The 18719-nt window shown below is 72.3% G+C and carries 20 protein-coding genes; 8 read left to right on the forward strand and 12 right to left on the reverse strand.

Going from position 1 to position 18719, the window contains the following annotated elements; all coding sequences use genetic code 11:
- Positions 1 to 7: 7 nt before the first annotated feature.
- Positions 8 to 1579, reverse strand: coding sequence for an MFS transporter (locus tag CLT71_RS09570; protein WP_101366799.1), 1572 nt, complete (start codon positions 1577 to 1579; stop codon positions 8 to 10).
- A 220-nt stretch (positions 1580 to 1799) separates the two neighbouring features.
- Here CLT71_RS09570 and CLT71_RS09575 point away from each other — a divergent pair, with 220 nt between their 5' ends.
- The 4 genes from CLT71_RS09575 to tsaA all read left to right on the forward strand — a co-directional run bounded on the left by CLT71_RS09575 (position 1800) and on the right by tsaA (position 5474).
- Positions 1800 to 3110, forward strand: coding sequence for an MFS transporter (locus CLT71_RS09575; protein WP_101366800.1), 1311 nt, complete (start codon positions 1800 to 1802; stop codon positions 3108 to 3110).
- Positions 3107 to 3871, forward strand: coding sequence for an SDR family oxidoreductase (locus CLT71_RS09580; protein WP_101366801.1), 765 nt, complete (start codon positions 3107 to 3109; stop codon positions 3869 to 3871). The genes CLT71_RS09575 and CLT71_RS09580 overlap by 4 nt, the downstream gene beginning before the upstream one ends.
- A 249-nt stretch (positions 3872 to 4120) precedes the next feature.
- Complete coding sequence (locus tag CLT71_RS09585) at positions 4121 to 4924, forward strand: hypothetical protein (RefSeq protein WP_486483165.1); 804 nt, start codon at positions 4121 to 4123, stop codon at positions 4922 to 4924.
- A 115-nt stretch (positions 4925 to 5039) separates the two neighbouring features.
- On the forward strand, positions 5040 to 5474 hold the full coding sequence (tsaA, locus tag CLT71_RS09590; protein WP_101366802.1) for a tRNA (N6-threonylcarbamoyladenosine(37)-N6)-methyltransferase TrmO: 435 nt from the start codon (positions 5040 to 5042) through the stop codon (positions 5472 to 5474).
- Between the two features lie 16 nt (positions 5475 to 5490).
- Here the strand turns inward: tsaA and CLT71_RS09595 are convergent, their stop codons facing one another.
- From CLT71_RS09595 to CLT71_RS09610, 4 genes are all read right to left on the reverse strand, one after another.
- Positions 5491 to 5817: a cold shock domain-containing protein gene (locus tag CLT71_RS09595; RefSeq protein WP_101366803.1), complete on the reverse strand. Its 327-nt coding sequence runs from the start codon at positions 5815 to 5817 to the stop codon at positions 5491 to 5493.
- Between the two features lie 14 nt (positions 5818 to 5831).
- Positions 5832 to 6581 carry a YebC/PmpR family DNA-binding transcriptional regulator gene (locus CLT71_RS09600; protein ID WP_101366804.1) on the reverse strand — a complete coding sequence of 250 codons (750 nt, stop codon included), beginning with the start codon at positions 6579 to 6581 and terminating at the stop codon, positions 5832 to 5834.
- A 223-nt stretch (positions 6582 to 6804) separates the two neighbouring features.
- Positions 6805 to 7107, reverse strand: coding sequence for a hypothetical protein (locus CLT71_RS09605; protein ID WP_143743422.1), 303 nt, complete (start codon positions 7105 to 7107; stop codon positions 6805 to 6807).
- Positions 7104 to 7754 carry an NADPH-dependent FMN reductase gene (locus CLT71_RS09610; protein WP_101366806.1) on the reverse strand — a complete coding sequence of 217 codons (651 nt, stop codon included), beginning with the start codon at positions 7752 to 7754 and terminating at the stop codon, positions 7104 to 7106. The genes CLT71_RS09605 and CLT71_RS09610 overlap by 4 nt, the downstream gene beginning before the upstream one ends.
- 103 nt (positions 7755 to 7857) lie before the next feature.
- Between CLT71_RS09610 and CLT71_RS09615 the strand changes: the two genes are divergently transcribed.
- On the forward strand, positions 7858 to 8706 hold the full coding sequence (locus CLT71_RS09615; protein ID WP_486483166.1) for a helix-turn-helix transcriptional regulator: 849 nt from the start codon (positions 7858 to 7860) through the stop codon (positions 8704 to 8706).
- 62 nt (positions 8707 to 8768) lie between these two features.
- Here CLT71_RS09615 and pdxT read toward each other — a convergent pair whose 3' ends face one another.
- The 6 genes from pdxT to pgsA form a co-directional block, all read right to left on the reverse strand.
- Positions 8769 to 9374, reverse strand: coding sequence for a pyridoxal 5'-phosphate synthase glutaminase subunit PdxT (gene pdxT / locus CLT71_RS09620; RefSeq protein WP_101366808.1), 606 nt, complete (start codon positions 9372 to 9374; stop codon positions 8769 to 8771).
- A gap of 6 nt (positions 9375 to 9380) precedes the next feature.
- Complete coding sequence (pdxS, locus tag CLT71_RS09625) at positions 9381 to 10259, reverse strand: pyridoxal 5'-phosphate synthase lyase subunit PdxS (protein WP_101371294.1); 879 nt, start codon at positions 10257 to 10259, stop codon at positions 9381 to 9383.
- Positions 10260 to 10533: 274 nt separating this feature from the next.
- On the reverse strand, positions 10534 to 11037 hold the full coding sequence (locus tag CLT71_RS09630; protein ID WP_101366809.1) for a hypothetical protein: 504 nt from the start codon (positions 11035 to 11037) through the stop codon (positions 10534 to 10536).
- Between the two features lie 109 nt (positions 11038 to 11146).
- A complete protein-coding gene (locus CLT71_RS09635; protein ID WP_101366810.1) occupies positions 11147 to 12307 on the reverse strand; it encodes a glycosyltransferase family 4 protein in 1161 nt (386 codons plus the stop codon).
- Positions 12308 to 12320: 13 nt separating this feature from the next.
- A complete protein-coding gene (locus CLT71_RS09640) occupies positions 12321 to 13292 on the reverse strand; it encodes a phosphatidylinositol mannoside acyltransferase (RefSeq protein WP_101366811.1) in 972 nt (323 codons plus the stop codon).
- An 87-nt stretch (positions 13293 to 13379) separates the two neighbouring features.
- A complete protein-coding gene (gene pgsA / locus CLT71_RS09645; protein ID WP_101366812.1) occupies positions 13380 to 14009 on the reverse strand; it encodes a phosphatidylinositol phosphate synthase in 630 nt (209 codons plus the stop codon).
- 252 nt (positions 14010 to 14261) lie between these two features.
- Here pgsA and CLT71_RS09650 point away from each other — a divergent pair, with 252 nt between their 5' ends.
- The 3 genes from CLT71_RS09650 to CLT71_RS09660 all read left to right on the forward strand — a co-directional run bounded on the left by CLT71_RS09650 (position 14262) and on the right by CLT71_RS09660 (position 18064).
- The gene (locus CLT71_RS09650; RefSeq protein WP_101366813.1) at positions 14262 to 16430 is read left to right on the forward strand and encodes an elongation factor G-like protein EF-G2; all 2169 of its coding nucleotides are present in this window, start codon (positions 14262 to 14264) and stop codon (positions 16428 to 16430) included.
- Positions 16431 to 16581: 151 nt separating this feature from the next.
- Positions 16582 to 17157, forward strand: a complete 576-nt coding sequence (locus tag CLT71_RS09655) for a hypothetical protein (protein ID WP_143743423.1) — start codon at positions 16582 to 16584, stop codon at positions 17155 to 17157.
- 31 nt (positions 17158 to 17188) lie between these two features.
- Positions 17189 to 18064: a bifunctional DNA primase/polymerase gene (locus CLT71_RS09660; protein WP_101366815.1), complete on the forward strand. Its 876-nt coding sequence runs from the start codon at positions 17189 to 17191 to the stop codon at positions 18062 to 18064.
- A gap of 97 nt (positions 18065 to 18161) precedes the next feature.
- Here the strand turns inward: CLT71_RS09660 and CLT71_RS09665 are convergent, their stop codons facing one another.
- A complete protein-coding gene (locus tag CLT71_RS09665) occupies positions 18162 to 18683 on the reverse strand; it encodes an HIT family protein (RefSeq protein ID WP_101366816.1) in 522 nt (173 codons plus the stop codon).
- Between the last annotated feature and the right edge of the window lie 36 nt (positions 18684 to 18719).

The raw sequence follows: 18719 nt of genomic DNA on the forward strand, positions 1-18719 counted from the left end.
CTGTCGCTCAGGCGGCAACCAGTTCGGGATCACCCACCGGCTCCGGCGGCAGCACCTGCTCCTCGGCGTTGCGGCCCGGCAGCCAGCGGAGCACCACCAGGATGCCGAGGGCGGCCACCGCCGCCGAGAGCCCGCTCGCCCAGTGCATGGCCGAGACGAAGGCGTCGTTGGCGGCGCTCGTCACCGCCGAGCCGGCCGGACCGCCGAGCCGCTCCGCGACCGCGTACGCCCCGGAGACCGACTCGGAGGCGGCGTCCCGGATCGGCGCCGGCAGCGCGCGGGCGGCCGGCTCGATCTGGTCCCGGTAGACCCCCGAGAGCACCGAGCCGAGTACCGCGACGCCGAGCGCACCGGCCACCTGCCGGACGGTGTTGCTGACCGCCGAGCCCACTCCGGCCTTCTCGCGGGGCAGCGCCGACATGATCGACTCGGTGGCGGGCGGCATGATGTTGGCCATCCCGACCCCCTGGACGAAGAAGATCAGCCCGATGATCCAGATCGGCGTGGTCGCGGTGGCGAAGGCGAACGCCACGAGCGCCGCCGTGGTCAGCGCCAGCCCGGCCACCGCCACCGCCCGGCCGCCGTACCGCTTGACCATGGTGGCGCTGCGCGGTGCGAAGACGAGTTGGGCGACGGCGAACGGCAGCATCAGCAGGCCGGTCTCCAGCGGGCTGTAGCCGCGGACGAGCTGGAGGTAGAAGGCGCTGAAGAACATCACGCCCATGGCGGCGAAGAAGACCAGGCCGATCACCGCGACAGGAGCGGCGAACCGGGGTACCCGGAACAGCCGTACGTCAAGCGACGGGAACTCGACCCGGCGCTCCCAGGCCACGAAGGCGGCCAGTACGGCCAGCCCGCCGACGATCGACGCCCAGATCAGCGGCCGGCCGAAGCCGTGCTCGCCACCGTCGATGATGCCGTACGAGAGCGCGACCAGACCGATCACCGAGAGCAGTACGCCGACCACGTCGATCCGGCCCGGCTTCGGGTCCCGCGAGTCGGGCACCAGCAGCGCGACCGCGACCAGTCCGAGCAGCACCACGGGCACGTTGATCAGGAAGACCGAGCCCCACCAGTAGTTCTCCAGCAGCAGGCCGCCCAGCACCGGGCCGATCGCCACGCCGAGGCCGATCGCGCCGGCCCAGACCCCGATGGCGCGACCGCGCTCCCGGGGGTCGAAGACGTTGGAGATGATCGACAGGGTCACCGGCATCACGGCGGCGGCCCCGAAGCCCATCAGCGCGCGGGCGCCGATCAGTTGGCCGGAGCTCTGCGCGTACGCCGACAGCAGCGAGGCGAGGCCGAACATCGCCAGGCCGACCATGAGGAACCACTTGCGCCCGTACCGGTCGCCGAGCACGCCGAAGGTGAAGAGCAGCCCGGCGAAGACCAGGGTGTACGAGTTGATCGACCATTCCAGTTCGCCCTGGCTGGCGCCGAGGCCGTGCACCGGGTCGGCCAGGGTGCGCAGTGCGACGTTCAGGACCGTGTTGTCCAGCACGATCACCAGCAGGCTGACCACGAGCACGCCGAGAATGGCCCAGCGCCTCGGGTGCCCGGTGTTTTCCGTTGAATCCATGCGGTGTTCCGTCCCCCGAGAACCCCGCTTCGCCGGATCCGGCGGCGGGGGAAGCTTGTTGACCGCACTGACAATAGTGAGCGAGATACCGAAACGGAACCGTTCCGTATCGTAATGTGAGCCGCCTCACCTCGACCTCGCCGCCACCGGCCCGATTCCGGCCGGACCGGCCAGCCGAGGCCGTTGACCTCAACCGGGCTTCAACTGCGACATTGCCCGGATGACCCGTGCCACCCGGCTGGTGCCGGCCGCCTACCGGGCCGCACTCGCCGAGCCAGCCTTCCGCCGGCTGCTCTCCGGACTGCTGGTCTCGCACCTCGGCGACGGAATGAGCGTGGTGGCGATCGCCTGGCTGGCGCTGCGCCTCGCCCCGCCGGACCGGGCCGGGCTGGTCGTCGGCGCCGCCGTGGCCGCGTACGCGCTGCCGGCCGCCGCCGGGGCACTGCTGCTCGCCCGCTGGCTGAGCCGGACCGCCGCCCGCCGCCTGGTCCTGGCGAACTCGGTGCTCCGGGCCAGCGCGTTGGGCGCGGTGGTCGTACTGCACCTGCTGGGTCAACTCACCGCCGGGTGGTACGTCGCACTGCTGGCGGTCTCGTCGCTGCTCGCCGCGTGGGGCACCGCCGGGACGTACACCCTGATCAGTGAGATCTTTCCGGCGGAGCGCCGGCTGCCGGCGAACGCCCTGGTCGGTACGAGTCAGCAGGCCGCCATCGTGATCGGGCCAGCGGCGGCCGGCCTGCTGGTCGCCGCCGTCCATCCGGCACTGGTGCTCGGCGTCGACGCACTCAGCTACCTGCTGCTGGCGATCCAGGCCGCCCGCCTGCGCCTGCCGGCCACCGCCACCCCGACCGGCGACCGGCGCCGGGCCGGCACCGGGTTCCGGATCCTCGCCCGCCGCCCGGAACTGGTCGGCCTGATCGCGGTCACCGCCGTCTTCTACTTCCTCTACGGCCCCGTCGAGGTGGCGCTTCCGCTCTACGTCGCCGACGAGCTGACCGCCACCGCCGGACTGCTCGGCGGCTACTGGACGGTGTTCGGCACAGGGGCGATCGTCGGCGGCCTGGCCGGCGGGATGCTGACCCGGGCCCGACAGTGGCCGGTGACCGTCGGGGTGATCGCCGGCTGGGGACTGCTGCTGGTGCCGTTCGGCCTGGACGCCCCGATCTGGCTCACCCTGGCCTGCTTCGCCGTCGGCGGGTTGGTCTACGGTCCGTTTCCGGCGTTCAGCCTCGCCCTGTTCCAGAACGCGGCCGACCCGGCGGACCTGCCGGCGGTGCTCGCCGCCCGGGGCGCGGTCACCACCGCCGCGACACCGCTCGGCGCCGCCCTCGGCGGACCGCTGGTGACCGCGTTCGGTGCCGCCGGCACGCTGCTCGCCTCCGGGGTCGGCACGGTCATGCTGGCTCTGCTCACGGCCGGAACGCTCCTGCTGTACGTCCGGGGCGGGCGCGGCCGTGGCGGATACCCCGGAACGACGCGTCCGATCGCCGCCAGACGCCGGCCCGGCGTCCGATCACGATGGTTGGCATGAGTAACGGTATTTCAGCGAACAGTCAGGTTCTGGATGGAAAGGTGGCGCTTGTCGCCGGCGGCGGCCGGGGCATCGGCGCGGCGGTGGCGGTGCGGTTGGCCGAGGAGGGTGCCGACGTGGCGCTTACCTATCGGCAGGATGCCGAGGCTGCCGGCGCGGTGCTGGACCGGATCAAGGCGATCGGTCGGCGCGGGCTGGCGATCCAGGCCGACAGCGCCGACCCGGCCGCGGTCGTCTCGGCGGTGGACCGGACGGCCGGCGAGTTCGGCCGGCTCGACGTACTTGTCAACAACGCAGCGGTGTTCCTGATCGGGCCGATACAGGAGCTGGGGCTCGCCGAGTTCGAGCAGACCGTGGCGGTGAACGTCCGTGCCCCGTTCGTCGCCGCCCAGGCAGCGGTCCGGCACATGGGCGAGGGCGGACGGATCATCACCATCGGCAGCAACGTGGCCGTGCGCGCGCCATTCCCCGGCTTCGCGCTCTACTCCATGAGCAAGACCGCGCTGACCGGGCTGACCAAGGGGCTCGGCCGGGACCTCGGGCCCCGGGGCATCACCGCGAACCTGGTCAACCCCGGGCCGACCGAGACCGACCTGAACCCGGCCGACAGCCCGATGGCGGAGACGATCCGTGGACACACCGCCGTCGGCCGGTACGCCGCACCCGCCGAGATCGCGGCGGCGGTCGCCTGGGTCGCCAGCGCCGACAGCTCGTACGTCACCGGGGCGACGATCAACGTCGACGGCGGCTTCACCATCTGATCGGGCCGTCCCGGCTGATTCGAAGTTCGCCCGATCGGCCACTCCGGCCTGGTCCGATCTGTTCGGCCGTGCGACGCCGCACCCCGTCGCCGGTGACGTTTCCACAGGTCAGAGCAAAACCACGCCACCAACCTCCGCCAACCCACCCCTTGCGGGTACCCGTGATCCCGGAGTGTTCGGCATGCCAGGGGCCGGCCGAACGCTCCGCGATCACGAATGCTCCACAGCGGTGGGAGGAGGATGCAGGGTATGCGGGTGGGGATGGCGAGCGTCGCGGCCCGGAGTGGTCGCCGCAACGAGGACTTCGTCGGTGCCGTCCCGACGGCAGCAGTACTTGTCGACGGCGCGGGTGGGGTCGCCGGTAGCGACGTGGTCTGCCGGCACGGCCCGGCCTGGTACGCCCACCGGTTGGGAGTGGAACTCCTCGGTCTGCTGTCAGCCGACGGCGACCAGCCCGTTCCGGCGTTGCTGGCCGAGGGGATCGAGCGGGTGGCGGACGCGCACCGGAGCACCTGTGAGCTGACCGATCCGCGCAGTCCCTGGGCGAGCGTGGCGATCCTGCGGCTGCGCGACGGCCGGGCCGACCACCTCGTGCTGGGCGACTCGTTCCTGGTTCTCGACCGGGCCGGCGCACCGCTGGTCGTCGCCGATCCCCGGGAGGTGACGATGGCCCGGCCGTACCGGTCCGCACTGGAGACTGCGGCCGAGGGCAGCACCGAGTACGAACAGATCCGCCGTGAGGGCATCGCGGTGCTGCGTGCCAACCGCAACCAGCCGGGCGGGTACTGGGTGGCCAAGGAGGACCCTCGGGCGGCGGCCGAGGCGGTCACCGGCAGCCTGCCAGTCTCCGAACTGACCGGTGCCGTCCTGCTCAGCAACGGGGCCAGCCGGATCGTCGACCGGTTCCAGCTCGCCGACTGGCCGGAGGTGCTGGCGCTGCTCGCATCGAGCGGGCCCGCCGCGATCATCCGCCGCGTCCGGCAGGCGGAGGCCCGCCAGGCCGTGCCGGCCGACGACGCCACCTGCGCGTACTGCACCGATCTCGGCGCCTGAACCGGCGAGGAGTCGCGTGCTGTCGGCACCCCGTCAGGTGCCGGTGGCAGCAGACGAGGCGACCGGGTGCCGCCGGGCCCGGTACGCTCGGCCGGCAGCGTGGAAGGAGCGAGGCGTGACCGACGGTTCCGGCAACGCCGCAGCCGAGGTCGACCCGGTCCCGATCGGGCGGGTCGAGTCCCCGCTGGTCGACCGGGCCACGGCACCCCGGCAGGGCGACGAGGGCGCTCCCGAGGCGTGGCTGGTCTTCGACCCGGCGGTACGCGACGGCCTGCGCGATCTCCGCCCCGGCACCGACGTCATCCTGCTCACCTGGTTCGACAGGTCCCGCCGGGACGTGCTCGTGGTGCATCCCCGAGGCGACCTGACCCGACCGCCGACGGGCGTCTTCAGCACCCGCTCCCCCGACCGGCCCAACCCGATCGGCCTGCACCGGGTGCATCTGCTGGAGATCGACGGTCTCCGGATCCGGGTACGCGATCTGGAGGCCCTGGACGGCACCCCGATCCTGGACGTGAAGCCGGTACTCGACCGCGACACCGAACGCTGACCGGCATCGGTCGGCGCTAACCGGCCGGGGTGGCCCCGCCGGGCGGATCGTCGTAGACGATCGTCAGGGTGCTGCGGTACGCCCCCGGCGCCGCACCATCCGGCCCCCGGTCCGGCGGCTCCACCGGGCCGTCGCTCCAGACCTTCGTGGCCCGGTACGGGTAACCGTCCTGCCCAGGCGCCTCGGCCCGGAAGAAGACCCGCTGCCCCGCCGCCAGGCTCCGGTAACCGGGGGCGGCGATGACGGAGAAGTGCACCCAGCAGCCGCCCGGGGTCTCGGGGGCGTCGAGCACACCCCAGCCCCGGTCGGCGTCGAACCGGCGTACCACGCCGACCAGCGTCACCGTGCGCTGCCGGCTCAGCCGACCGCCGCCATGACCTCGTCGGAGACGTCGAAGTTGCCGTAGACGTTCTGCACGTCGTCGGAGTCCTCCAGCGCGTCGATCAGCTTGAAGACCTTGCGGGCGCCTTCGGCGTCGAGCGGGACGGTGACGCTGGGCACCAGGGAGGACTCGGCCGACTCGTAGTCGATCCCGGCGTCCTGCAACGCGGTCCGTACGGCGACCAGGTCACCGGGCTCGGAGACCACCTCGAACGCCTCGTCCAGGTCGTTGACCTCCTCGGCCCCGGCGTCGAGTACGGCGAGCAGCACGTCGTCCTCGGAGAGCCCCGCCTTCGGCACGATCACCACGCCCTTGCGGGAGAACATGTACGACACCGATCCGGCGTCCGCCAGCGAACCGCCGTTACGGGTCAGCGCGGTGCGTACCTCGGTCGCGGCACGGTTGCGGTTGTCGGTCAGACACTCGATGAGCAGCGCGACGCCGCCCGGGGCGTACCCCTCGTACATCACCGTCTGCCAGTCGGCGCCCCCGGCCTCCAGCCCGGAACCGCGCTTGACGGCGCGGTCGATGTTGTCGTTCGGCACCGAGTTCTTCTTCGCCTTCTGGATGGCGTCGAAGAGGGTCGGGTTGCCGGCCGGGTCACCACCACCGGTACGCGCGGCGACCTCGACGTTCTTGATCAGCTTGGCGAACATCTTTCCGCGCTTGGCGTCGATGACCGCCTTCTTGTGCTTCGTCGTCGCCCACTTGGAGTGGCCGGACATCTGTTACCTCCGTTGCTAGCCGCCGCCTGCTTCGACCGCACCGCGCACGCCTCGCTCCGCACCCGACGCACATGGTGGTGCCGGTCTGTTCCGCTGGAAGCCGTGGCGGCCAGATGGCCCTGCCGAATCTCGACAATCCTACCGACGTGCGGCGGGTGGCCGTCACCCGCCGCACGCCAGCGGCTACGGAATAGTACGAATTACCTCAGAACCAGCAAAAGCCCTACTCCCCCATGTTGTACGACCCCACCACGGTGAACTCCGAGACCTCCCGCTCCGTGCAGCGCTCCTCCAGTTCGGCCCGGTAGCGCCGGAACGACTCCATCACCGCCAGTGGCCCCGGCAGGTCCGGCCCCATCGCGATGTCGACGAACCGGTTCGAGTCGCGCAGCCGCAGCGTCAGGTACCGGAAGCCGGCCGGCCGGAGCTGCGCCAGTTCCTCGTGCACCGGGACGAGCAGCGCCAGATGCGCGTCGAGCCGGTCCGGGCGGACCTGGTACGTGATCAGGATCGTCTGCATGCTCATGACACCGGGACCGGGTTCCGGGCCGCGTCGAGGAGTTCGGTGAACAACGACGTGACCGCCGCCGACCGGTCCTCGCCCGGCGCGATCCGCCCCGCGGCGGTCGGGTCGGAATCGTCCTCGCCGGACCAGTCGAAGTCGCTGAAGAGACCCAGGCCGACCCGGGTGGGCGCGAGCACCATCCCCACCTCGGTGAGGATGTCCCGCAGATGCCCGGCCGCCTGCTCGCCACCGCTGACGCCGTAACTGACCAGGCCGGCCGGTTTGCCCCGCCACTCCGCGCCGAGATAGTCGATGCCGTTCTTCAGCACGGCCGGAATCGAATGGTTGTACTCCGGGGTGACGAAGACGAACGCGTCGCATCCGGCCACCACCGCCGCCCAGCGACGGGTGTGCTCGTGCCGGTAGTCACCGAACCTGGCCGGTACCGGCTCATCGAGCAGCGGCAGCCGCTGCTCCGCCAGATCGATCAGTTCGACGGCTGCCTCGTCGGCCCGTACCGCCGGGTGCTGGGCCGTCACCTCGACCAGCCACTGGGCCACCGCCGGTCCTCGACGGCCCGGACGGCTGCTTCCCACGACCACGCCGACGACGCGCGGACCGGTCCGCTCCGTACTGTGCGTCAGTTCTCTGCGTTGCGTACTGTCCATGGCTCGATCCCATCGCCGATCCCCCGCCCCCGGGAGACCGGCGCGAGGGTAGCCCCGGCAGGGATACCCTTCCGACCCCCGACACCGGCAGACTGGACCGGTGATGGACGGAGAACTGGGGGCGTTCCTCCGCAGTCGGCGGGAGGCGTTGCGACCCGAACAGGTGGGTCTGCCCGCCGGCCACCGACGCCGTACCCCGGGGCTGCGCCGGGCCGAACTCGCGACGCTGGCGCAGGTGAGCGTGGAGTACCTGACCCGGCTCGAACAGGGCCGCGACAGCCGACCGTCGCCGGAGATCCTCGCCGCGCTGGCGAACGCGCTCCGGCTCGACGAGGACGACCGGGAACACCTGCGGCAGCTCGCGGCGGTCAACCACGGCCGGCAACTCTGCGCGGGACGTGGACCGACGGTGTCGCGTACCGTCCGGCCGGAGGCGCGGATGCTGCTGGACGCGCTGCGGGACCGGCCGGCGTACCTGGTGAACCGGATCGGCGACCTGCTCGCCTGGAACGACCCTTTCGACCGGGTGTCCCGTCCGATCGGGCTGCTCGACGGCGACCAGCCCAATCTGGTGTGGTACGTCTTCGCCGACGAACGCGCCCGGGAGCACTTTCCCGACTGGGCGGAGCTGGCCGACCAACAGGCCGCCGAGTTGCACCGGCTTCGGCAGGGCGACCCGGCCACCGACGAGTTCGCCGAGCGCCTCGGCCGTACCGTCGGGAAACACTTCACCTCGCGGTGGCTGCGCCGTCCGGTCGCCGTCAGGTCCAGCGGGGTGCGCTGGTTGCGGCATCCGGAGGTCGGGCCGGTGCGCCTCGGGTACGAGACGTTGGAACTCGCCGACGACCAGCAGCGGTTGGTGGTGCAGCTCCCCGCCGACGCCGCCAGCGCGGAGGCCCTGGACCGGCTGCTGGGCCGACGCCCTGGTCAGCTGCGCTCGGTGGCCGGCTGACGGCCACCTGGGGCAACGAGCTGCTCCGAACCGCGGACAGCGGGCGGCGGGCGGCGGGCGGTTCAGGTCGCGGTGCGGACCAGGTCGACGAAGTAGCGGTGCAGTCGCGCGTCGCCGGTGAGTTCCGGATGGAACGAGGTGGCCAGCAGGTTGCCCTGCCGTACCGCCACGATCCGGCCGGCCGTCGGGCCGCTGGTGACCGTGCCCAGGATCTCCACACCGGCGCCGACCCGCTCGACCCAGGGCGCCCGGATGAAGACCGCGTGCAGCGGTCCACCATCGATGCCGGCGATCTCCACCGGCGCCTCGAACGAGTCGACCTGCCGGCCGAAGGCGTTGCGGCGCACCGTCATCGCGATGCCGTCGAAGCCGCGCTGGTCCGGTCGACCGTCGAGCACCTCGGCAGCCAGCATGATCATCCCGGCACAGGAGCCGTAGACCGGCATGCCCGCGGCGATCCGCTTGTCCACCGGTTCGCGCAGCTCGAAGATGTCGACCAGTTTGCTGATCGTGGTGGACTCCCCACCCGGGATGACCAGGCCGTCGACCGCGTCCAGTTCCGCCGACCGGCGTACCGGACGGGCGTGCGCGCCCGCGCTGGTCAGGGCGGCGAGATGCTCGCGGACGTCACCCTGCACCGCGAGCACCCCGATCACGGGTACGGTCACGTCACCTCACCAGCCGCGTTCGGCCAGCCGGTGCGGCACCGGGATGTCGTCCACGTTGATCCCGACCATCGCCTCGCCGAGCCCGCGCGACACCTTGGCCAGCACGTCCGGGTCGTCGTAGAAGGTGGTGGCCTTGACGATCGCGGCGGCCCGCTGCGCCGGGTTGCCGGACTTGAAGATCCCGGAGCCGACGAAGACCCCCTCCGCACCGAGCTGCATCATCATCGCCGCGTCGGCCGGGGTGGCGATGCCGCCCGCGGTGAAGAGCACCACCGGCAGCTTCCCGGTCTCGGCCACCTCCCGGACCAGCTCGTACGGCGCCTGCAACTCCTTGGCGGCGACGAACAGCTCGTCGGTGGGCAGCGAACCGAGGCGGCGGATCTCGTAGCGGATCTTCCGCATGTGCGTGGTGGCGTTGGAGACGTCACCGGTGCCGGCCTCGCCCTTGGAGCGGATCATCGCCGCGCCCTCGGTGATCCGGCGCAGCGCCTCGCCCAGGTTGGTGGCGCCGCAGACGAAGGGCACGGTGAAGGCCCACTTGTCGATGTGGTTGGCGTAGTCGGCCGGGGTCAGCACCTCGGACTCGTCGACGTAGTCGACGCCGAGCGCCTGGAGCACCTGGGCCTCGACGAAGTGCCCGATCCGGGCCTTGGCCATCACCGGGATGGAGACCGCGTTGATGATGCCGTCGATCATGTCGGGGTCGCTCATCCGGGAGACGCCGCCCTGGGCCCGGATGTCGGCCGGTACCCGCTCCAGCGCCATCACCGCGACCGCCCCGGCGTCCTCGGCGATCTTCGCCTGCTCCGGGGTGACCACGTCCATGATCACGCCACCCTTGAGCATCTCGGCCATACCCCGCTTGACCCGTGCGGTGCCGACCACGCCGGTGGCACTGACGGTCTGCTCCGCAGCAGCGGTCGACTTGTCGGAACCGGACTTGGCGGTGGATTCGGACACGGCGTTCTCGCTCCTCGGCAGTGTTCTGGGGGGTGGGATCGCACTCGATGCTACGCGGGCTACAACGCCGGACCGACAGCCAATCAGACCCCGGGTGGCCTGCACTGTGGCCCGGCTCACGCCATGCGAGCGTGCGGCCTCAGACCCGGCTCAGGCCGTCGACGGTCCGGCTCAGGCCGGCCGGCCGTGCGGTTGCCGGTCAGCCGACCGACAGTTCCGGACGGGTGCTCAGGGTCGGGTCGTCGATGTCGAAATAGCGCGGTTGCTCGTGCTTGCGCGCCATCCGGAACAGGCGTACGACGGGGCGGCGGCGCAGCGAGAGCGCGTCGCGTACCAGGTCGGTGTGCACCTGACGGGCCAGCGCGAGCCGCCGGCTGGCGCCGATCACCGCCGCCGCGGCCGGCTCCTCCGGATCAAGCGGGCTGGACCGCAGTTGCCGGGTCAGGTCGTTCTCGGCGGCCTCCCGCTCGTCTCCCTCGGCGTCCAGCGCGATCCGGGACGCCGCGTACAGCTCCACCCCGTACCGCTCCTCGGCCAGCACGGCGGCGGCCGCCGCCCGGCGCAGCAGGTGCGCGTCGAGGGCGCGGGTCGCCGAGCGTACCCGGACGTGCATCCGGTCGACCCGGGCCGCGATCCAGACCAGGTACGCCGTCACCAGGACGACCGCCGCGACGCCGCCCACCACCCACCACATGCCCGGCATCGTAGTGCGGCCCCCAATTCCGTCTCCTGGCACGTCACCGGCCCACCGGGGACGCTTCCGCCCACCGAACCCAGGCGGGGCACAACAGTGCCGGGCCGACCGATCCGGCTCAGGCCGGCCCGATCCACTCCTGGTCCAGCACCCGACCGTCGGTTGCCTCGATCGCGGTGGCGTACACCTCCAGGACCCGGCGGGCCACCGTCGGCCAGTCGAAGGTCTCGACCACCTCCCGGGCACAGGCCGACAGTTCCGTACGGCGCACCGGGTCGTCGAGCAGGCTGGCCAGGGTACGCCGCAGCGCCACCGCATCCCCGGTGGGGAAGAGTTCCCCGGCCCGCCCCCCGTCCAACACCCGACGGAAGGCGTCCAGATCGCTTGCCACCACTGTCGCCCCGGCGGCCATCGCCTCGGTCAGGATCATGCCGAACGACTCGCCCCCGGTGTTCGGTGCGACGTAGAGGTGCACGCTGCGCAGCATGCGCGCCTTGTCCGGTTCGGAGACCCGGCCGAGGAAGGTGATCCGGTCCCGCAGCTCCTCCGGTACGCCCTCGTGCAGCTCGGCGTCGTCGCCCGGGCCGGCGACCAGCAGCCGCAACCCCGGGCGTTGCCCGGCAAGCTCGACGAACGCCTCCCGGAGCACCCCGAAGCCCTTCCGGGGCTCGGTGAACCGGCCGAGGAAGCCCAGCGTGCCGCCCTCACCCGGTGCACACCGGCCGGGCCATCCGGGCAGCGGTTCGGCGTCGGCGAACTTCGCCACCGCCACCCCGTTGGGGATCTCCACCGCCCCGCCGCCGAGATGCTCGACCTGGACCTTGCGGGCCAGCGCGCTCACCGCGATCCGGGCGGTGATCCGCTCCACGGCGAACTGCAACACCCCCTGCGCGGCGGCGAGCGCCCGGGACCGGGTCATCGCGGTGTGGAAGGTGGCGACCACCGGCCCCCGGGCGGAGAGCACGGCCAGCAGCGAGAGGCTGAGCGTGAACGGCTCGTGCACGTGCAGCACGTCGAAGTTGCCCCGGGCCAGCCAGCGCCGGACCCGGGCGGTGGAGACCGGCCCGAAGGTGATCCGGGCGACCGACCCGTTGTACGGCAGCGGCACCGACCGGCCGGCCGACACCACGTACGGCGGCAGCGGCGAGTCCTCGTCCGCCGGTGCCAGCACGCTCACCTCGTGACCGAGCCCGATCAGCGCCTCGGCGAGGTCGACCACGTGGTTCTGCACCCCGCCCGGGACGTCGAAGGAGTACGGACACACGATGCCGATCCGCACTGTGCCTCCCCCTTCAGGCCGGCTCGGAGATCGACGGGGTACCCGGTGTCTCCGCCGCCGCTCCGGTCGGACCGGCCCCACCGGCCACCCCGGTGCTCCTGCCGGGCTCGTCGACCCAGACCCGTTGCAGCATGTGCCAGTCCTCCGGGTGCTGCGCGATCCCCTCCGCCAGGCGGTCGGCGATCTGCTGGGTGAGCGCCCGGACCCGCTGGTCCAGCGGGCCGGCATCCGCCGGCGGTATCTCCAGCGGCCCGATCAGCCGACCTCGCGGACCGGCCGGGTCGTACCAGAGCGCCGCCACGTAGAGCGGCGCGCCGGTCCGGATGGCCAGCAGCGCCGGGCCGGCCGGCATCCGCGCCCTGCCGCCGAAGAACCGCACTTCGATGCCGCGCGCCGACAGGTCCCGGTCGGCGAGCAGCGGCACCAGGTAGCCGGCGGCGACCCGCTCGGCGAGCACCTCGAACGGTGCCCGGGGGCCGCCGTGGGTGGGCAGGATCTCCATGCCGAGCCGGTGCCGGAAGGCGAGGAACCGCTCGTAGACGCCCTCCGGCTTGAGCCGCTCCATCACGGTGGCGATCGGCCAGCCCTTCGCGGCCACCCAGGCACCGGCGGCGTCCCAGTTGCCGGAGTGCGGCAGCGCCACCACTACGCCCCGGCCGGCGGCCATCTCGGCGGCGAGCACCTCCGCACCGTCGAGCCGGAAGTCGTCACGGATCTGCTCCCGGCTGCGCGACGGCAGCCGGAACACGTCCAGCCAGTAGCGGGCGTACGAGCGCATGCCCAGGCGGACAAGCTCTTCGAGATCGTCCTGCGGCAGCTCGGGGCCGACCACCCGACGCAGGTTGGCGGCGAGTCGACGGGTACCCGGGCCGCGCCTGCGGTACGCCTGGTCGGCGGCGGCCCGGAACAGCGCCGCCGCAGCCGGCCGGGGCAGTGCGCGTACGGCCCGCCAGCCGGCCAGGTAGCCGAACTCGACCGGGGTCACCGGCTGGCCCGTGGCGGTGTCACTCGTGCACCCACCCGGTCACGCCCGCACCGCCTGGCCGGGTCACCCGGCCAGGCCCGACCCGGGTCACGCGTCCACGCCCAACTCGGCGCGCTGTGCCTGCCGCCAGACGTGCGTCATCCGCTGCCCGACGGTGAAGACCGAGATCGCGGCGAGCAGCCAGAGCGCGGTGACCAGTGCCCAGTCCAGCCCCAGGCCGGTGAGCAGCCCGCCGACCCCGACGATCAGCAGCCGCTCGGTCCGCTCGGCGATGCCGACGTTGCAGGTCATTCCGAGCCCCTCGGCCCGGGCCTTGACGTACGAGACGAGGCCACCGGCGACCAGGCAGATCAACGCGGCGGCGACCCCGACGTGGTCGTCCTGGGTGGCCAGCCAGTAGGCGACGGCGCCGAAGACCGCACCGTCGGAGACCCGGTCCATGCTCGAGTCGAGGAACGCGCCGAACCGGCTCGACCCGCCGCGCATCCGGGCCATCGTGCCGTCGAGCAGGTCGGTGAGGGCGAAGAAGGTCACCACGAGCGCCCCGGCGACCAGGTATCCCCGGGCGCCGAGCACCACCGATCCGACCACCACCCCGAGCGTGCCGGCCACGGTGACGGCGTTCGGCGTCACCCCGACCCGCAGCAGGGTCCGGGCGATCGGTTCGACGACTCGGGTCATGCCGGCCCGGGCCGACACCTGGAAGATCTTCGCCATGGCCGTCCCACCATAACGGGCCGCGAACGGCGACGGTACGCCCGGTGGCGCCTACTTCGCCCCGCAGGCTTGTGTCACGACTTGTACAGGTGTGAGATCGGTGCAGGGGACGTGACGTCGCTCACCTGTCACCCGGCACGTCTCCGGCAGCACGGCAGGCCCCCCGAGGATATCGCCGCGGAGTCGCCCGGGCAGCTCCCCCGTCGCGCGCGGCGGTCGCCACCAACCACCGGCTTAGGGAGGTGCGCCCCGATGGCGCAGAAGAGTCAGGAGAAGGGTGTCACCGGCCCGGCGCCGGTGGTGGACGAGCCCGGCAGGGTTCGCAACGTGGTGCTCGTGGGCCACTCCGGTGCCGGGAAGACGACCCTGGTCGACGCGCTGCTGGCGGCGACCGGCACGATCTCGCGGCCCGGTGTGGTGACCGAGGGCACCACGGTGTGCGACCACGATCCGGCGGCGGTACGCCAGCAGCGCTCGATCAGCCTGGCCTGCGCGCCGCTGCGACACGACGGCGTCAAGGTCAACCTGTTGGACACCCCCGGCTACGCGGACTTCGTCGGCGAACTCCGGGCCGGGCTGCGCGCCGCCGACGCGGCGCTCTTCGTCGTCTCGGCGGTCGACGGGATGGACGGGGCGACCGCCGCGCTCTGGCAGGAGTGTGCCGCCGTCGGGATGCCCCGGGCGGTCGCGGTCACCCGGCTCGACCACCAGCGGGCCGACCTCGACGAGACGGTGGCGCTCTGCCAGCGGGTCTTCGGCGACAACGTACTCCCGCTCTACCTGCCGATGCTCGACGACGAGGGTGTCGACGTGGTCGGCCTGATGGGCCTGATCACCCGCCGGGTCTTCGACTACTCCGCCGGGCTGCCGGCGGCGGTCCGCGACCCGGATCCCGAGCACCTGCCGGCGATCGGCGACGCCCGCAACGAGCTGATCGAGGGGATCATCGCGGAGAGCGAGGACGAGACCCTGCTGGACCGCTATCTCGGCGGCGAGGAGATCGAGACGCAGGTCCTGATCGACGACCTGGAGAAGGCGGTCGCCCGGGGACACTTCTATCCGGTGGTACCGGTCTGCGCCGAGACCGGGCTCGGCATCGACGTCCTGCTGGAGCTGCTGACCTCGGCGTTCCCGACCCCGCTGGAGCACGACCTGCCGACCGTCACCGGTGTCGACGGCTCGCCGCAGCCGCCCCTGCACTGCGACCCGGACGGCCCGCTGGTGGCCGAGGTGGTCAAGACCACCATCGATCGGCACGTCGGCCGGGTCTCCCTGGTCCGGGTCTTCTCCGGCACGCTCCGCCCGGACCAGGTGGTGCACGTCTCGGGGCACGGCATGGCCGAGCGCGGCCATCCCGACCACGACGCCGACGAGCGGATCGCGCACATCTACTCCCCGCTCGGCGCCGCGCTGCGCGAGGTGCCGTACTGCGTGGCCGGCGACATCTGCGCGATCACCAAGTCGGGTACGGCGGAGACCGGCGACACCATCTCGGCCAAGGAGCACCCGCTGCTTGTCGAACCCTGGGAGATGCCCGAACCGCTGCTGCCGGTGGCGATCGTCGCGAAGAGCCGGGCCGACGAGGACGCGCTGGCCAAGAACCTGGCCCGGCTGGTCGCCGGTGACCCGACGATGCGGCTGGAACGCAACCCGGAGACCCACCAACTGGTGCTCTGGTGCATGGGCGAGGCGCACGCCGAGGTGGTGCTCGACCGGCTGCGCGGTGGCGGGGTGGACCTGGAGACCGAACCGGTCCGGGTGGCGCTGCGCGAGACCTTCGCGGTCGCCTCGAAGGGGCACGGCCGGCACGTGAAGCAGTCCGGCGGCCATGGCCAGTACGCGGTCTGCGACATCGAGGTGGAGCCGCTGCCCCGGGGTGCGGGCTTCGAGTTCGCCGACCGGGTGGTCGGCGGCGCCGTGCCGCACAACTACATCCCGTCGGTGGAGAAGGGGGTACGCACCCAGATGGTTCGGGGCATCGTCGCCGGCTATCCGGTGGTGGACCTGCGGGTGACCCTTGTGGACGGCAAGGCGCACAGCGTCGACTCGTCCGACGCCGCCTTCCAGACCGCCGGCTCGCTGGCGCTGCGCGACGCGGCCGAGAAGGGCCAGGTCACGCTCCTGGAGCCGGTCGACGAGGTGGTGGTGCGGGTGCCGGACGCCAACGTGGGTGCGGTGATGAGCGACATGTCCGGCCGGCGCGGCCGGGTGCTCGGCACCGAGCCGGATCCGGCCGGTACCGACCACACGCTGGTCCGGGCCGAGGTGCCGGCGACCGAGTTGCTCCGGTACGCCGTCGAGCTGCGCTCGATGACCGCTGGTGGTGGTACCTTCCGGCGTTCCTTCGCCCGCTACGAGCCGATGCCGGCGCACCTGGCCGACCAGATCCGCAAGGAGCACAGCACCGCCCACAGCCGCTGACGTGCAAGGAAGGGCCCCCGCTTATCGTTTTCTGTTGTAGCGGGGGCCCTTCCTCGACCTCGGGGGGTGGCGGCCTCTCGTCTCGGTGCCCGGCCGGGGCACGGGCGACAATCCGTTGGACGACTTCGGAACGGCTGCCGATCATCGAGGCATGAGAATCGGAATAGACATCGGCGGAGTCCTCGTCCAGCAAGTGGACCGGCTCTGTCCGGAGGAGGACCGGACGACCGGGCCGGTGCCGGCGCCCGCCGGGCCGTTGCCGGGTCCGGAGACTGATGACACCGCACTGCTCGCGGACTTCCGGCGTACGCCGCCGATGCCGGGGGCGTTCGAGGCGGTGGCCGCCCTGGTGGCCGGTACGTTCGGCGAGCACGTGTACCTGGTGTCCAAGTGCGGCGAACGAGTGGAGCGGCGTACCCGGCTCTGGCTGGATCACCACGACTTCTACTCACGTACCGGCATGCCGGCCGGAAACCTGCACTTCTGCCGGACGCGGCAGGGCAAGGCGCCGATCGCCGCCGCACTGGGTCTGACGCACTTCGTCGACGACCGGCTGGAGGTGCTCTCCTATCTGGAGTCGGTGCCACACCGCTACCTTTTCCGGCCGAGGGAGCACGAGGTGCACAGCCACCGGTCACACCTTCCGGCGGTCCGCCGGGTCGAGTCCTGGCCCGAGCTGATGGCACTGATCGGCGGTACCGATCGGACAGATGTTCGAATATCCTGAGTGTGGGTATCCGGCCGGTGAGGAGGTCGGGATGACACCGCTGCTGCGCGCCGCCCTGGGGTACGCCGCCCTCGGCGTACCCGTGTTGCCGCTGCACTCCCCGACCGCGACCGGCTGCACCTGCCGCCGTCCCGACTGCGACCGGCCCGGCAAACATCCCCGGTGGCACCGCAGCCTGCTCCGGCACGGCCTGCACGACGCCAGCACCCGGTCGGAGGTGATCCGGCAGTGGTGGACCCGCTGGCCCCGGGCCAACCTGGCGCTGCGTACCGGTGACCGGTTCGACGTCTGCGACGTCGACCCGCCGGACGGGGTCGCCGCGCTGCGCGAGGTGGTCCGGGAGCGCCGGATCACCGGGCCGGTGGTCCGGACCGGCTCTGGCGGCTGGCACCTCTATCTGCGTGCGACCGGCGTCGGCAACCGGAGCGGTCTGCTGCCCGGCGTCGACTGGCGCGGAGTCGGCGGCTACGTCGTCGCTCCGCCGTCCCGGCACGCCAGCGGCCGGGACTACCGCTGGATCCGCCCGCTCGGCGTGCCGCTCGCCGACTGTCCGCCGGAACTGGCCGCGCTGCTCCTCCCACCGGCACCTCCGGCCCGTCCGGGGGCCGGTGGCCCGGGTGGCGCCGACCGGATCCGCCACCCCGACCGGTACGCCAGCGCCGCGCTCGCCGCCGAGGCCAGCACCGTCGCGAGCGCGGTGACCGGCACCCGCAACACCACGCTCTACCGGGCGGCATACCATCTCGGCCAGCTCGCCGCGCTCGATCTGCTGGACGACCACGACATCAGCGTCGTACTGGCCGACGCCGCCCGCCGCAGCGGACTCGGCCGTCCCGAGATCGCCCGGACGATCCGGTCCGGGCTGCGCACCGGTCACCGGCATCCCCGGCACGGCCTCGCCGCCTAGCTCCGGCTCCGGCCGCTGCCCCACCTGGGCACCCAGCTCGACAGTGCGCGCCAGCTACTCTCCCGCCAGCTCCGTCGCCCAGCCGGCGGCGCGTCGTTCAACCGGCCGTGCTCGCCCAGGCGTTGGCGAGCAGGGTACGGGTGTCGGCGAGCAACTGCGGCAGCACCTTGGTCCGGGCGATCACCGGCATGAAGTTGGCGTCTCCGCCCCACCTCGGCACCACGTGCTGGTGCAGGTGGGCCGCGATGCCGGCGCCGGCCACCCCGCCCTGGTTCATCCCGATGTTGAAGCCGTGCGCGTTGCTGACCCGCCGCACCACCCGCATCGCCGCCTGCGTGCAGTCGGCCAGTTCGGCCGTCTCCCCGGCGTCCAGCTCGGTGTAGTCGGCGACGTGCCGGTACGGGCAGACCAGCAGATGCCCCGGGTTGTACGGGTAGAGGTTGAGCACCACGAAGACCAGCTCGCCCCGGTGCACCACCAGGTTCTCCTCGCCCTCCCGCTCGGGTGCGAGGCAGAACGGGCAGCCGGCCGGTTTCTCGTGCCCCTCCCCCGGCCGGTCCGGCCCGGAGATGTAGGTCATCCGGTGCGGGGTCCAGAGCCGGTCGAGCCCGTCGGGCATGCCGAATTCCGCGTGGGGCGCCGCGCCTGTCACGCC

The sequence above is a fragment of the Plantactinospora sp. CNZ320 genome, assembly GCF_002846275.1.

Coding starts and splice junctions, on each gene's coding strand:
- CLT71_RS09570 (WP_101366799.1), bottom strand. CDS start 1,579: ATGGATTCAACGGAAAACACCGGGCACCCGAGGCGCTGGGCCATTCTC.
- CLT71_RS09575 (WP_101366800.1), top strand. CDS start 1,800: ATGACCCGTGCCACCCGGCTGGTGCCGGCCGCCTACCGGGCCGCACTC.
- CLT71_RS09580 (WP_101366801.1), top strand. CDS start 3,107: ATGAGTAACGGTATTTCAGCGAACAGTCAGGTTCTGGATGGAAAGGTG.
- CLT71_RS09585 (WP_486483165.1), top strand. CDS start 4,121: ATGCGGGTGGGGATGGCGAGCGTCGCGGCCCGGAGTGGTCGCCGCAAC.
- CLT71_RS09600 (WP_101366804.1), bottom strand. CDS start 6,581: ATGTCCGGCCACTCCAAGTGGGCGACGACGAAGCACAAGAAGGCGGTC.
- CLT71_RS09605 (WP_143743422.1), bottom strand. CDS start 7,107: ATGAGCATGCAGACGATCCTGATCACGTACCAGGTCCGCCCGGACCGG.
- CLT71_RS09610 (WP_101366806.1), bottom strand. CDS start 7,754: ATGGACAGTACGCAACGCAGAGAACTGACGCACAGTACGGAGCGGACC.
- CLT71_RS09615 (WP_486483166.1), top strand. CDS start 7,858: ATGGACGGAGAACTGGGGGCGTTCCTCCGCAGTCGGCGGGAGGCGTTG.
- CLT71_RS09630 (WP_101366809.1), bottom strand. CDS start 11,037: ATGCCGGGCATGTGGTGGGTGGTGGGCGGCGTCGCGGCGGTCGTCCTG.
- pgsA (WP_101366812.1), bottom strand. CDS start 14,009: ATGGCGAAGATCTTCCAGGTGTCGGCCCGGGCCGGCATGACCCGAGTC.
- CLT71_RS09650 (WP_101366813.1), top strand. CDS start 14,262: ATGGCGCAGAAGAGTCAGGAGAAGGGTGTCACCGGCCCGGCGCCGGTG.
- CLT71_RS09655 (WP_143743423.1), top strand. CDS start 16,582: ATGAGAATCGGAATAGACATCGGCGGAGTCCTCGTCCAGCAAGTGGAC.
- CLT71_RS09660 (WP_101366815.1), top strand. CDS start 17,189: ATGACACCGCTGCTGCGCGCCGCCCTGGGGTACGCCGCCCTCGGCGTA.
- CLT71_RS09665 (WP_101366816.1), bottom strand. CDS start 18,683: ATGCCCGACGGGCTCGACCGGCTCTGGACCCCGCACCGGATGACCTAC.